General features: G+C 70.2%; 11 protein-coding genes. 1 reads left to right on the plus strand and 10 read right to left on the minus strand.

Translation table 11 applies throughout. The features are described 5' to 3' along the window. Positions 1-40: 40 nt before the first annotated feature. Positions 41-1,297 carry a formyl-CoA transferase gene (gene frc / locus AQJ54_RS15005; RefSeq protein WP_062028958.1) on the minus strand — a complete coding sequence of 419 codons (1,257 nt, stop codon included), beginning with the start codon at positions 1,295-1,297 and terminating at the stop codon, positions 41-43. Positions 1,298-1,326: 29 nt separating this feature from the next. After that, positions 1,327-3,075, minus strand: a complete 1,749-nt coding sequence (gene oxc / locus AQJ54_RS15010; protein WP_062237741.1) for an oxalyl-CoA decarboxylase — start codon at positions 3,073-3,075, stop codon at positions 1,327-1,329. Positions 3,076-3,329: 254 nt separating this feature from the next. Between oxc and AQJ54_RS15015 the strand changes: the two genes are divergently transcribed. After that, on the plus strand, positions 3,330-4,913 hold the full coding sequence (locus AQJ54_RS15015) for a FadD7 family fatty acid--CoA ligase (protein WP_062237743.1): 1,584 nt from the start codon (positions 3,330-3,332) through the stop codon (positions 4,911-4,913). Positions 4,914-4,952: 39 nt separating this feature from the next. Here the strand turns inward: AQJ54_RS15015 and AQJ54_RS15020 are convergent, their stop codons facing one another. The 8 genes from AQJ54_RS15020 to AQJ54_RS15055 form a co-directional block, all read right to left on the minus strand. Further along, positions 4,953-5,885 (minus strand): LysR family transcriptional regulator, encoded by a 933-nt coding sequence (locus tag AQJ54_RS15020; protein ID WP_062028952.1) that lies wholly within the window; start codon positions 5,883-5,885, stop codon positions 4,953-4,955. Positions 5,886-5,993: 108 nt separating this feature from the next. After that, entirely contained in the window at positions 5,994-6,209 is a 216-nt protein-coding gene (locus tag AQJ54_RS15025) for a formate dehydrogenase subunit delta (protein WP_243659649.1), read from the minus strand. Position 6,210: 1 nt separating this feature from the next. Further along, positions 6,211-9,027: a formate dehydrogenase subunit alpha gene (gene fdhF / locus AQJ54_RS15030; protein WP_062237746.1), complete on the minus strand. Its 2,817-nt coding sequence runs from the start codon at positions 9,025-9,027 to the stop codon at positions 6,211-6,213. After that, the gene (locus AQJ54_RS15035; protein ID WP_062028948.1) at positions 9,024-10,637 is read right to left on the minus strand and encodes a formate dehydrogenase beta subunit; all 1,614 of its coding nucleotides are present in this window, start codon (positions 10,635-10,637) and stop codon (positions 9,024-9,026) included. Before AQJ54_RS15035 ends, fdhF begins: the two co-directional genes overlap by 4 nt. Beyond that, a complete protein-coding gene (locus AQJ54_RS15040) occupies positions 10,634-11,134 on the minus strand; it encodes an NAD(P)H-dependent oxidoreductase subunit E (RefSeq protein ID WP_246090973.1) in 501 nt (166 codons plus the stop codon). The genes AQJ54_RS15035 and AQJ54_RS15040 overlap by 4 nt, the downstream gene beginning before the upstream one ends. Before the next feature lie 102 nt (positions 11,135-11,236). Further along, positions 11,237-12,037, minus strand: coding sequence for an acyl-CoA dehydrogenase family protein (locus AQJ54_RS15045; protein WP_062237749.1), 801 nt, complete (start codon positions 12,035-12,037; stop codon positions 11,237-11,239). A gap of 101 nt (positions 12,038-12,138) precedes the next feature. Then, positions 12,139-12,675, minus strand: a complete 537-nt coding sequence (locus AQJ54_RS15050) for a beta-class carbonic anhydrase (protein ID WP_062028943.1) — start codon at positions 12,673-12,675, stop codon at positions 12,139-12,141. A gap of 33 nt (positions 12,676-12,708) precedes the next feature. Beyond that, positions 12,709-13,400 (minus strand): CoA transferase (locus tag AQJ54_RS15055; protein ID WP_211278535.1); only part of this gene is annotated, 692 nt, incomplete at its 5' end.

Here is a 13,400-nt window from a genome sequence, read left to right on the forward strand (position 1 = left end):
GGGCCGTCACGCGGTGGGTGACGGCCCCTTCACCATGTCCTCAGACGATGACGCCGCTCTCCTTGAGGCGACCGATCGTCTCCTCGTCGTAGCCCAGCTCGACCAGCACCTCCGAGCTGTGCTCACCCAGCAGCGGGGCGCCGACGATCTCCGGCTTGAACCCGGAGAACTTCACGGGGCTGCCGACGGTCAGATACGTGCCGCGGCCCTTCTGCTCGACCTCGACGACCGTGCCGCTCCTGCGCAGGTCCTCGTCGTAGGCGATCTCCTTCATGCTCATCACGGGGGCGCAGGGCACCTCCCACTCGCGCAGGATGTTCACCGCCTCGTACTTGGTCTTGTCCGCGAGCCACTTCTCGATCTCCTCGAAGATCTCGAAGATGTGCGACTGGCGGGCGAGCGCGGTGGCGTACTCCGGGTCCTCGGCCCACTCGGGGTGGCCGATCACCTCGGCGGTGCGCTTCCAGTTCTGCTCCTGGACGGTGAAGTAGATGTACGCGTTCGGGTCGTCCTCCCAGCCCTTGCACTTGAGGACCCAGCCGGGCTGGCCGCCGCCGCCCGCGTTGCCGCCGCGCGGCACCACGTCGGTGAACTCGCCGTTGGGGTACTGCGGGTACTCCTCCAGGTGGCCGACCCGCTCCAGGCGCTGCTGGTCGCGGAGCTTGACTCGGCAGAGGTTGAGGACGGCGTCCTGCATGGAGACGGAGACCTTCTGGCCGCGGCCGGTCTTGCCGCGGTCGATGATCGCGGTGAGGATGCCGATCGCCAGGTGCATCCCGGTGTTGGTGTCGCCGATGGCGGCGCCGGAGATGGTGGGCGGGCCGTCCCAGAAGCCCGTGGTGGAGGCGGCGCCGCCCGCGCACTGGGCGACGTTCTCGTAGACCTTGAGGTCGTTCCAGGACGACTGGTCGTTGAAGCCCTTCACCGAGCCGAAGATGAGGCGCGGGTTGAGCTCCTGGATGCGTTCCCAGGTGAAGCCCATGCGGTCCAGGGCGCCCGGCGCGAAGTTCTCCACCAGGACGTCGGCGTCCTTGATGAGCTTCTCCAGGACCTCCTTGCCCTCGGCGGTCTTGGTGTTGATGGCGAGGGAACGCTTGTTGCTGTTGAGCATCGTGAAGTAGAGGGCGTCCAGGTCCTCGATGTCCCTGAGCTGACGGCGCGTCACATCGCCGCCGTTGGGGCGCTCCACCTTCAGGACGTCGGCGCCGAACCAGGCGAGCATCTGCGTGCAGGCGGGACCGGCCTGGACCCCGGTGAAGTCGATCACCTTGATTCCGGCGAGCGGCTTTTCACTCATGTCTGCTTCCTTTTCGTGAAGGTACGTGGTCACTTGGCGGCGGGCGTGATGTTGCCGACGGTGATGCCCTTGGGGTTGAGGTGGGAGATGTGGCCGCTCTCGGTGCCGGCCGAGGGGTCGATCACGCAGTCGATGAGCGCCGGGCCGCCCAGGGCGAGGGCCTCGGTGAGGGCGGCGGTGACCTCGGCGGGGGTGGTGGCCCGGTAGCCCTTGCCGCCGAACGACTCGATGAGCAGGTCGTGGCGGGCCGCCGACATCAGGGTGGTGGGCGAGGGTTCGTCGTCGTACGGGTTGGTGTCGTCGCCGCGGTAGACCCCGCCGTTGTTCATGATCACGGTGACGACGGGCAGCTTGTAGCGGCAGATCGTCTCGATCTCGATGCCGCTGAACCCGAAGGCGCTGTCGCCCTCGATGGCGACGACCGGTGCACCGCTCTCGACGGCGGCTGCGATGGCGTAGCCCATGCCGATGCCCATGACGCCCCAGGTGCCGCTGTCGAGGCGGTGGCGCGGTACGTGCATGTCGATGACGTTGCGGGCGATGTCCAGGGCGTTGGCGCCCTCGTTGACGATGTACGTCTCCGGGTGCTGATGCACGACGTCCCGTACGGCCTTCAGGGCGCCCATGAACTGCATCGGGTGCGGGTCGGCCGCCAGACGCTCGGCCATCTTGGCGACGTTCTGCGCCGAGCGTGCCCCGAGTTCCTCGCGCCAGGCCGAAGGGGCCTGGATCTGGCCGGGCTTGGTGCGTTCGGCGAGCGCGTCGAGCACCGACTCGATGTCGCCGACGAGCGGCGCGGAGATGGGCTGGTTGCTGTCCATCTCCTTGGGGTCGATGTCGATCTGGACGAACTTGGCGTCCGGGTTCCAGCCCGTCTGGCCGTGCCCCAGCAGCCAGTTGAGGCGGGCGCCGATCAGCATCACGACGTCGGCCTTCTTCAGCGCGAGCGAGCGTGCGGTGGCCGCCGACTGCGGGTGGTCATCGGGCAGCAGGCCCTTCGCCATCGACATCGGTACGTAGGGGATGCCGGTGGACTCGACGAACTGCCGTACCTTGTCGTCCGCCTGGGCGTACGCGGCGCCCTTGCCCAGGACCACCAGGGGGCGTTCGGCGGACGCGAGGAGCTCGATCGCCCGGTCCACGGCCTCCGGCGCCGGGAGCTGCCGCGGGGCGGGGTCGACGAGACGGCTCAGGGTCCGGTCCCCCTCGGCCTTGGGCATGATGGCGCCGAGCACCGCGGCGGGGATGTCGAGATAGACACCGCCGGGGCGCCCGGAGATCGCGGTGCGCAGGGCGCGCGCGATGCCGCGGCCGATGTCCTCCACCCGGCTGACCCGGTAGGCGGCCTTCACGAAGGGCTGGGCGGCGGCGAGTTGGTCCATCTCCTCGTAGTCGCCCTGCTTCAGGTCGACGAGGTGGCGCTCGCTGGAGCCGGAGATCTGCACCATGGGGAAGCAGTTGGTGGTGGCGTTCGCGAGGGCGACCAGGCCGTTGAGGAAGCCCGGGGCCGAGACGGTGAGGGCCACGCCGGGCTTCTTGTTGAGGTAGCCGGCGATGGCGGCCGCGTGTCCGGCGTTGCTCTCGTGCCGGAAGCCGATGTAGCGGATGCCCTGCGCCTGGGCGAGCCGGGCCAGGTCGGTGATCGGGATGCCGACGACGCCGTAGATGGTGTCGATGTCGTTGAGCTTGAGCGCGTCGACGACCAGGTGGTACCCGTCGGTGAGCTCGGTCGGAACGTCGGCTGCTGCCGCGGTCTCCACGGTCGAGGGAGCGGTCATGGTCCGAGGTCCTCCTTGGGCAGGTCCTGCCGGAGCGGCTACTTCTCTCACCATCCGCAGCGCGCTCGCCCGCGTCCAAGACCCATCGGCGACCAGCCGATAAACGGCGTCTATCGAGGGCTGGTGGGAGGCCTGGCAACTCCCTTGATAGACAGCCGCTATCGGGCGTTCGCCAGCGGGTATTGGACGCGCTCCGGAGGCCACCGCAGGCTCGCAGAGGATGTTCCGTCGAAGCTGTGCGAGGGGGTGGGGTCATGGCCGTTCCGGCCGCGGCATCCGTGCGCGACGCGAACCGGTACCGGCCTCCGGAGATCGCGGGTCTCGCCGATCTCCTCGACCGGCAGGTGCGGGAACGCCCCTCGGCGCGCGCCCTCGTGGTGACCGGTGAGCGCGTGCGGCTGTCGTACCAGACGCTCGCGGCCCTCGCCGACGACGTGGCCGCCCGGCTCGGCGATGCGGGCCTGCGCCCCGGGGACGCCGTGGGGCTGATCTGCGCCAACACGGCCGAGTTCGTCGTGGGACTGCTCGGCGCGGCGCGGGCCGGACTGGTGACCGCTCCCCTGGACCCCGCCCTTCCGGAAGCTCAACTCGCCGCTCGGGTGACGGGGTTGGGCGCACGGGCTGTCCTGTTCGACACGGCGGTGTCCGGTGCGCCGGTGGTGCCGGTGCCCGCGTGGCCGTTGCGGGTCGACGTCTCCGGTGCGGGGACGACGACGGTGGCGCTGGATGCCTCGGCGTGCGGGGAACATCAAGGCACCGCGGCCTCGGCCGAGTTGTCGGAGCGGGACGCTCTCGTGCTGTTCACCGCCGGGACCACCGCCCGGGCGAAGATGGTCCCGCTGACCCACGCCAACGTGGCCGCCTCCGTCCGGAACATCTGCGCCGGCTACGAGTTGGGGCCCGGGGACGCCACGGTCGCGGTGATGCCGTTCTTCCACGGCCACGGACTGTTCGCGGCGCTGCTGTCCTCCCTGGCCAGCGGGGGCTGTGTGCTGCTGCCGGAGCGGGGACGGTTCTCGGCGGGCACGTTCTGGGACGACATGCGGGCGGCGGGCGCCACCTGGTTCACGGCGGTGCCGGCGATCCACGAGATCCTGCTGGAGCGCTCGGACCGGGACCACCCGGGTCCGCAGGCACCACCGCTGAAGTTCGTACGGAGCTGCAGCGCGCCCCTCAACACGGCGACCCAGCGGGCGCTGGAGCGGACCTTCGGGGCGCCGCTGCTGTCCGCGTACGGGATGACCGAGTCCACCCACCAGGCAACCAGTGAACCGCTGCCGCAGCGGGGAGGCCTCCGGCAGGGGTCGGTGGGCCGGCCGACCGGGGTCGAGGTACGGATCGTGGACGGGAGCGGGCGCCCTTGCCCGGCCGGTGTCGAAGGCGAGGTGTGGGTGCAGGGGCCCACGGTCGCCCGGGGGTATCTGGACGACGGCGAGGAGTCGGCCCGGACCTTCGTCGGCGGCTGGCTGCGCACCGGTGACCTGGGGGCGCTGGACGTTGACGGATATCTGTCGCTGACCGGGCGGATCAAGAACCTCATCAACCGGGGCGGCGAGAAGATCTCGCCCGAACGGGTCGAGGACATCCTCGCGGGCTGCCCGGGGGTCGCGGAGGCGGCGGTGTTCCCGGTGCCGGACCCGGTGTACGGGCAGCGGGTCGGGGCGGTCGTGGTGGTACGGGAGGGGGACGGCGCCGGGCGCGAGGAGATCCTCCGGTACTGCCGGGACCATCTGGCCCCCTTCGAGGTCCCGGACCGGCTGGAGGTGGTCGCCGCGTTGCCGTACACGGCGAAGGGCGGGCTGGACCGGAAGGCGGTTCAGGCGCGGTATGGAGGGTGACGAACCGGGTTGCATGGGTGGGGAGGTGTCGGTCCCCGTTCAGTGCATGAGGTGGTCGGCAGGCAACGGGCGGGCGAAGAAGTCGTCCAGGGACAGACCCGTCGCCGCGTTGACGAACGCGCGGGCCGCGACCGAGCCGGGGGTGGCCGCGTGGATCGCGACCGAGACCTGCGCGCCGGCCTCCGGGTCGACCAGGGGCAGCGCGCGGGTCCGGCCGACCACCGGCATGGCGCGCAACCAGGTGTGCGGCACGATGCTGGCCCAACCGCCGCCGCCCACGTGCGCGTAGAGGGAGGCGATCGAGTCCGTCTCGACCTGCGGGGTGACCACGAACCCCTTCTCCGCGAACACCGTGTCGACGATCTGCCGGATCCGCATGTCGGGGGTGAGCAGGGCGAGCGGCAGCTCGGCGGCGTCCGCCCAGGTCATGGTCGGGCTCTGGGAGACCAGCTGGTCGTCGGAGACGAGCAGCATGTACCGCTCCTGATAGAGCGGGACGACCTGGAGGCCCTCCTGGTCGTCCGGGTCGAAGTGGGCGATGGCCACGTCGAGTTCGTAGTCGCGCAGCTGCCGGTGGAGTTCCTTCGTGGACAGCCGTGAGCGGACCTGGACCTTGGCCAGCGGGTGCGCGGCGCAGAACGCGGCGACGGGGAGGGCGAGGGTCGTGGACGCGGTGGGGTCGGTGCCCAGGCGGAGGGTGCCGGTGATGCCGGACTGCACGGCGGCGACCTCGGCCTTGAAGGCGTCCTGCTCGGCGAGGATCCGCTTGGCCCATACGACGAGCCGCTCGCCCTCGGGGGTCAGGCCCTGGTAGGTGTGGCCGCGGTTGATCAGCGTGACGTTCAGCTCCCGCTCCAGCTTCGCGATCGCCGCGGAGAGCGCGGGCTGGGAGACGTAGCAGGATTCCGCCGCCCGGGCGAAGTGCCGTTCCCTCGCCACCGCCACGAAGTACTCGAGCTGCCGGAACAGCATGCGCGGCTCCTCCCTGCCCGTGGGATCTGCCCTTGGGATCTACCCTGGGACCAATGACTCCATACTGTATGCAGTGTGGAGCGATGTACAGGGAGGAGACCGCACAGGTCAGCGCAGACGCTTCACCGCGGCCGCCACCAGCGGGTCGAGCCCCTCCGCTCCCGCGTCGACGAACTCGTACAGCCGGGTACGCATACGCGGATCCCAGAACCTGCCGATGTGTCCCGCGATCGCCTCGGCCGCCTCCTCACCCGGCAGATGGGCGAGGTTCCTGGCGATGTCGTTGGCCATCCGGCACTCGGACGGCACGGCGGTCGCTGTCATGTCAGTCCACCACCGTCACGAGGTCGTTCCCGGCGGTCTCGGTGTCGTCCGTCCGGTCGGGGCGGGCGAGCGCCACCTGGACGGCGGTCACCTTGTACTCCGGGCAGTTGGTGGCCCAGTCGGAGTTCTCCGTGGTGACCACGTTGGCGCCGGTGACGGGATGGTGGAACGTGGTGTAGACGACCCCGGTCGGCATCCGGTCGGAGAGTTCCGCGCGCAGGGTGGTCCGCCCGACCCGGCTGGCCAGGGTGACCATGTCGCCGTCGTTGATCCCGCGGACCTCGGCGTCGTGCGGATGCAGCTCCAGGATGTCCTCGGGGTGCCAGGCGACGTTGCCGGTACGGCGGGTCTGGGCACCGACGTTGTACTGGCTGAGGATCCGCCCGGTGGTGAGGACCAGCGGGAAGCGCCGGGTGCTGCGTTCGCTGGTCGGCACGTAGGAGGTGACCACGAACCTGCCCTTGCCGCGCACGAATTCGTCCACGTGCATGATGGGCGTGCCCTCGGGCGCCTCCTCGTTGCACGGCCACTGGACGCTGCCGAGCTTGTCCAGCAGCTCGAAGGAGACTCCCGTGAACGTCGGGGTGACCGAGGCGATCTCGTCCATGATCTGGGCGGGGTGGTCGTAGGACATCGGGTAGCCCATGGCGGTGGCGATCTCGCTGACGATCTGCCATTCGTGCTTGCCCGTCTTCGGTTTCATCACCGAGCGCACCCGGTTGATGCGCCGCTCGGCGTTGGTGAAGGTGCCGTCCTTCTCCAGGAAGGAGGCACCGGGCAGGAAGACATGGGCGAACTTGGCCGTCTCGTTGAGGAACAGGTCCTGGACGACCACCAGTTCCATCGCTTCGAGGGCAGCGGTGACATGCCCCAGGTTGGGGTCGGACTGGGCGATGTCCTCGCCGTGCACGAACAGGCCCCGGAAGGTGCCGTCGATGGCCGCGTCGAACATGTTGGGGATGCGAAGTCCCGGTTCGGCGAGGAGGGTTCCGCCCCACAGGTTCTCGAAGACGGTACGGACCGCGTCGTCGGAGACGTGCCGGTAGCCGGGGAGTTCGTGCGGGAAGGAGCCCATGTCGCAGGAGCCCTGCACGTTGTTCTGGCCGCGCAGCGGGTTCACGCCGACGCCGTCGCGGCCGATGTTGCCGCACGCCATCGCGAGGTTGGCCATTCCCATGACCATGGTGGAGCCCTGGCTGTGCTCGGTGACACCGAGGCCGTAGTAGATCGCCCCGTTGGGTGCGGTCGCGTACAGCCGCGCGGCGGCCCGGAGTTCGGCGGCCGGGACGCCGGTGATCTCCTCGACGGCCTCCGGGCTGTTCTCGGGGCGGGCGATGAACTCGGCCCACTCGTCGAAGCCTTCGCAGCGGGCGTCCACGAAGGACCGGTCGACGAGGTCCTCGGTGACGACCACGTGGGCCATCGCGTTGACGACCGCCACGTTGGTGCTCGGGCGCAGCTGGAGGTGGTGGGCGGCCTCGATGTGCGGGGAGCGGACGAGGTCGATGCGGCGCGGGTCCACGACGATCAACCGGGCGCCCTCGCGCAGCCGTCGCTTCATCCGGGAGGCGAACACCGGGTGTCCGTCGGTGGGGTTGGCGCCGATCACCATGATGACGTCGGCCTCGGCGACCGAGCGGAAGTCCTGGGTGCCGGCCGACTCCCCGAAGGTCTGCTTGAGTCCGTAGCCCGTCGGGGAGTGGCAGACGCGGGCGCAGGTGTCGACGTTGTTGTTGCCGAAGGCCGCGCGCACCATCTTCTGTACGACGTACACCTCTTCGTTGGTGCAGCGCGAGGAGGTGATGGCGCCGATCGCGCCGGCGCCGTGCCGGTCCTGGATCTCGCGCAGGCGGCGGGCGACCGTGCCGATCGCCTCGTCCCACTCGACCTCGCGCCAGGGGTCGGTGATGCGGTCGCGCACCATCGGCTTGAGCATGCGGTCGGGGTGGGTGGCGTAGCCGAAGGCGAACCTGCCCTTCACACAGGAATGGCCCTCGTTGGCGCCGCCGTCCTTGTACGGCACCATGCGCACGAGTTCGTCGCCGCGCAGCTCGGCCTTGAAGGAGCAGCCCACCCCGCAGTAGGCGCAGGTGGTCACCACCGACCGGGTGGGCATGCCGAGTTCGACGACCGAGCGTTCCTGGAGCGTGGACGTCGGGCAGGCCTGCACGCAGGCGCCGCAGGAGACGCACTCGGAGTCCATGAAGGACTCCCCCGCGCCCGGTGACACCTTGGAGTCGAAGCCGCGGCCCTCGATGGTGAGCGCGAAGGTGCCCTGGACCTCGCCGCAGGCGCGGACGCAACGGGAGCAGGCGATGCACTTGGAGGGGTCGAAGTCGAAGTAGGGGTTGGAGGTGTCCTTCTCGGCGTCGAGGTGGTTCTCGCCCTCGTAGCCGTAGCGGACCTGCCGGAGGCCCACCACCCCTGCCATGTCCTGGAGTTCGCAGTCGCCGTTGGCCGGGCAGGTCAGACAGTCCAGGGGGTGGTCGGAGATGTAGAGCTCCATGACGCCCTGACGGAGCTTCTCCACCTTCGGGGTCTGGGTGCTGACCTTCATGCCGTCGGCGCACGGGGTGGTGCAGGAGGCGGGGGTGCCGCGCCGGCCGTCGATCTCGACCACGCACAGCCGGCAGGAGCCGAACGCCTCCAGGCTGTCGGTGGCGCACAACTTCGGTATCTCGACGCCTGCTTGGGCCGCCGCGCGCATCACCGAGGTGCCCTCGGGGACGGTCACCGGCAGGCCGTCCACCTCCACTCTCACCGTCGCCGGTCCCGGCCTTTCCGGCGTTCCGAAGTCGGTTTCCTTGAGGAGTGTCATGCCGTGCCCTCCGCCCTGCGGCCAGTCGCCTGTACGGGTTGGATGTCGAGGAGTCGACGGCCGCCGAGGAAGTCGTCGGGGAAGTGGGTGAGGGCGCTGCGCACGGGCAGCGGGGTCAGCCCGCCCATCGCGCACAGCGAGCCCTCGGTCATCAGGTCGCAGAGGTCCTCCAGCAGGGCGAGGTTCTCGTCCCGGTGGGTGCCGGCGACGATCTTGTCGATCACCTCGACGCCGCGCACCGCGCCGACCCGGCAGGGGGTGCACTTGCCGCAGGACTCCTCGGCGCAGAACTCCATGGCGAAGCGGGCCTGTGCGGCCATGTCGACGGTCTCGTCGAACACGACCACCCCGCCGTGCCCGACCATGGCACCGGCGGCGGCGAACGCCTCGTAGTCCATGGGGAGATCGAACATCGACTCCGGCAGGTAGGCCCCGAGGGGGCCGCCGACCTGCGCGGTGCGTACCGGGCGTCCGGAGTGGGTGCCGCCGCCGTACTCCTCGATGAGCTCGCGCAGGGTGATGCCGAACGCGGTCTCCACGATGCCGCCGTGGGCGATGTTGCCGCCGAGCTGGAACACCTGGGTGCCGCGGGAGCGTTCGACGCCGAGGCGCTCGTAGGCCTGCGCGCCCTCGGCCATCACGACGGGCACGGTGGCGAGGGTGAGGACGTTGTTGACGACGGTCGGTCTGCCGAAGAGGCCCTCGATCGCCGGGATCGGCGGTTTGGCGCGGACCATGCCGCGTCTGCCCTCCAGGCTCTCCAGCATGGAGGTCTCCTCGCCGCAGATGTACGCGCCGGCGCCGACGCGGACGTGCAGGTCGAAGTGGAGTGCGGAGCCGAGGATGTTCCTGCCGAGCCAGCCGTGTTCGCGGGCGATGCCGATGGCCTGCCGCATCGTGGCGATCGCGTCGGGGTATTCGGAGCGGATGTACACATAGCCCTCGCTCGCCCCGACCGCGTGTGCGGCGATCGTCATGCCCTCGATGAGCATGAAGGGGTCGCCCTCCATGACCATGCGGTCGGCGAAGGTGCCGCTGTCGCCCTCGTCGGCGTTGCAGCAGACGAACTTCAGCTCGTCGGCGCAGTCCAGGACGGTCTTCCACTTGATGCCGGCCGGGAATCCGGCGCCGCCGCGGCCGCGCAGTCCGGACGCGGTGACCTCGGCGACCACGTCCGCGGGCGCCAGCTCCAGGGCGGCGCGCAGTCCGGCGAGGCCGCCGTGGGCCTCGTAGTCCTCGGTCGACAGGGGGTCGGTGACGCCGACCCTGGCGAAGGTGACCCGGTTCTGCCGTGCCAGCCAGGGCAGTTCATCGACGATGCCGAGCCGGAGGGGGTGGTCGGCGCCGTCGAGCAGGCCCGCGGCCAGGAGTTCGTCGACGTCCTCGGGGGCCACCGGTCCGTAGCCGACACGGCCTTGGGGAGTCACCACCTCGACGAGGGGCTCCAGCCAGAGCATGCCACGTGATCCGTTGCGTACGACGTCCAGGGCGAAGTCCCCGGCGACACTGGCCTGTTGGAGCGCCTGGGCCACCTCGTCGGCGCCGACGGACCTGGCCGCGGAGTCGCGGGGGACGTACACGGTGGCGGTGGAGCGTGAGGGGTTGCTCATGAGGAGACCGTCCCGTTGAGGATCGCGCCGAGCCGGGCGGGGCCGACTCGGCCGTACAGGCGCCCGTTCGCCTCCACGGACGGCCCGAGCGCGCAGTTGCCGAGGCAGAAGACCTGCTCGACGGTGACCGAGCCGTCGGCTGTCGTCTCGCCCAGTGCCAGGCCGGACTCGCGGGCGTAGTGGACCAGTTGGTCGGCACCCAGGGCCTGGCAGGCCTCGGCGCGGCAGATGCGCACGGTGGTGCGACCCGCGGGCTCGCGACGGAAGTCGTGGTAGAAGGTCACCACTCCGTGGACGTCCGCCCGGGAGAGGTTGAGCTCCTCGGCGAGCACCGGAACCGCCTCCTGCGGCACATGGCCCAACTCGGCCTGAAGCGAGTGCAGTACGGGCAGCAGCGGACCGCGTTCGCCGCGGTGACGGGCCACCACCCTCCGGACCACGCTCTCGACCGTCACATCGCTGCCGCTGGTCGTCATGATCGCTTCGCCTTCCGTCACGCGGGTCCCCGGCGAGAGGTGCGGAGACTCAGTCAATACTCCATACAGACTTCTGTATACACAACCCTGCCGTTGAAGGTGGCCAGGTTGCTTGCGCAAGGGTCAGGACGCGGCGAGCGAGTCGGTCCGGCGACGGGCACTTCCCGGCTCGACGGGGTTCGCGGGGCGGAACGGCTGTGCCGCCGCCCGCAGTTCGAGGAGCCAGGGCAGGACCGTGCGCAGCACCACGTCGAGCCCTCCGTCGTCCGTGCCCAGCATCGCCTCGGCCGGCACCAGCACCGGGTCGGCGAAGACGGTGGAGGTCGCGGTGCCGCGGGGGCCCTCGACGCCGGGACGCGCCGGGACGAACAGGTCGGGGGCGTGCGCCGGGACCGCCCAGAGCGTCAGTCCGGCCCGGGCGGCGAGGGGGCGGGACGACCAGACGTAGGTGTCGGCCTCCCCCGCCGCGACCACCCCTCGCTTGCGGCCCCGCAGGGCGACGACACCGCCGGAGGCTGTGGCCAACGAGCGCGGGTCGAGAAGCGGGTCCCCGGCTCCGGCCCCGCCGTCGGCCCCGGATGCCGACTCGGCCAGCGCGAGACTGGCGAGGTGACGTCCGGCGGCGATCTCACCGCGCACCCAGGGGCAGCCGTACGCCTCGAGGACGGCGACCGCCGTGTAGTGGGACAGGAGCACGGCCGCGGTGGACGGACAGACGCGCGCGGTCCGCGTCACCACGTCGGCGGCTTCCCTCAATTCCATTCCCCCACCGCCGAGTTCGGCGGAGACGGTGAGTCCGAGGAGCCCCGCCTGACCGAGGGCGGTGACGGTGCCGCGGGGGAATCTGTCCTGGACCCGGGTCGCTTCGGCGACGGGTCCGACGACGTCGGCCAGGACTTCGGAGAGAGCGGTGCGGTACGACACGGGGCGACCCCCTCGGGAGTGGCTGATGATCCACTGTCGAACGATGATTGCATACAGTATTCTGCATGCGTTGATGTCGCGCCAGAGGCTCAGCCAAGAATTCAGGAGACCCGGGCGGAGGAGTGTGTGACCACCTCCCGCAACAAGCCCGTCGTCACGTCGAAGACGAAGCCGCGCACGTCGTCGGTGTGCGGCAGGAACGGCGAGGTGCGCACCCGCTGCATGGACTGCCGTACGTCCTGGTCGACGTCCCGGAAGGCCTCCACCGCCCAGGCGGGGCGCTGGCCGACCTCCAGTTCCAGTTCGTGGCGGAAGTCCTCGGTCAGGGTCTGGAGCCCGCAGCCGGTGTGGTGGATCAGCGCCACACTGCGCGTACCCAGCGCCCGCTGACTGATCGTCAGGGAGCGGATGGTGTCGTCGGTGACGACTCCCCCGGCGTTGCGGATGGTGTGGCAGTCACCGAGCGCCAGGCCCAGCGCGGCGTGCAGGTCGAGACGGGCGTCCATGCAGGCCACCACGGCGACACGCAGGACGGGGCGGGCGCCCATGCCGGGGTCGGTGAAACCGGCGGCATAAGCACGGTTGGCTTCAACGAGCCGGTCGGTGACCGTCGCGGTCCGGGATACGGAAGAAGACATGGTGGGGCTACCTCTCCGGTCGGGTCGGGTGGGTCAGATGACGCCCTGCGCCTTGAGCTGCGGCAACTCGTCCTGTGACAGGCCGAGTTCATCGATGTAGATCTCTTGGTTGTGCTGGCCGAGGAGGGGTGGGGTGGTGATGGTGGTGGGCGAGTCGGAGAGCTTGAGCGGGTTGCCGACGGTGGTGAAGGTGCCGCGTTCGGGATGCTCGACCTCGACGATCATGTCGTTGGCCGCCAGCGAGGCATCCTCGATGATCTCCCGGGTCGACAGGATCGGCCCACACGGAATGTTGTGCCGGTTGAGCTCCTCCAGCACCCGCCACTTCGGCAGCGTCGCCGTCCATTCCTCGATCAGCTGGAACATCTTCGCCAGCTTCGGCAACCGCGCCTCAGGAGTGGCCCATTCAGGATCATCAGCCAGCTCGGGCCGTCGGATGAGCCCCGCCAGGGGCGCCCATCCGACGGGCTGGACGATGACATAGACGTAGTCGTTGGGCCCGCCCGGCGCGCACCGCACCGCCCACCCCGGCTGACCGCCCCCCGACGCATTCCCCGAGCGCGGGACCTCATCGCCGAAGTCCTCGTTGGGGTACTCCGCCAACGGCCCGTGCGCCAGGCGCTGCTGGTCGCGCAGCTTGACCCGGCACAGGTTCAGCACCGCGTGCTGCATCGCCACGTTCACCCGCTGCCCCCGCCCGGTCCTCTCCCGCTGGAACAGCGCCG

This window comes from Streptomyces griseorubiginosus (assembly GCF_001514195.1).
Classification (GTDB): Bacteria; Actinomycetota; Actinomycetes; order Streptomycetales; family Streptomycetaceae; genus Streptomyces; species Streptomyces griseorubiginosus.

What these genes read in the sequence shown, in the direction of transcription:
- frc (WP_062028958.1), bottom strand. Translation starts at nt 1,297, where the DNA reads ATGAGTGAAAAGCCGCTCGCCGGAATCAAGGTGATCGACTTCACCGGG.
- oxc (WP_062237741.1), bottom strand. Translation starts at nt 3,075, where the DNA reads ATGACCGCTCCCTCGACCGTGGAGACCGCGGCAGCAGCCGACGTTCCG.
- AQJ54_RS15015 (WP_062237743.1), top strand. Translation starts at nt 3,330, where the DNA reads ATGGCCGTTCCGGCCGCGGCATCCGTGCGCGACGCGAACCGGTACCGG.
- AQJ54_RS15020 (WP_062028952.1), bottom strand. Translation starts at nt 5,885, where the DNA reads ATGCTGTTCCGGCAGCTCGAGTACTTCGTGGCGGTGGCGAGGGAACGG.
- AQJ54_RS15025 (WP_243659649.1), bottom strand. Translation starts at nt 6,209, where the DNA reads ATGACAGCGACCGCCGTGCCGTCCGAGTGCCGGATGGCCAACGACATC.
- fdhF (WP_062237746.1), bottom strand. Translation starts at nt 9,027, where the DNA reads ATGACACTCCTCAAGGAAACCGACTTCGGAACGCCGGAAAGGCCGGGA.
- AQJ54_RS15035 (WP_062028948.1), bottom strand. Translation starts at nt 10,637, where the DNA reads ATGAGCAACCCCTCACGCTCCACCGCCACCGTGTACGTCCCCCGCGAC.
- AQJ54_RS15050 (WP_062028943.1), bottom strand. Translation starts at nt 12,675, where the DNA reads ATGTCTTCTTCCGTATCCCGGACCGCGACGGTCACCGACCGGCTCGTT.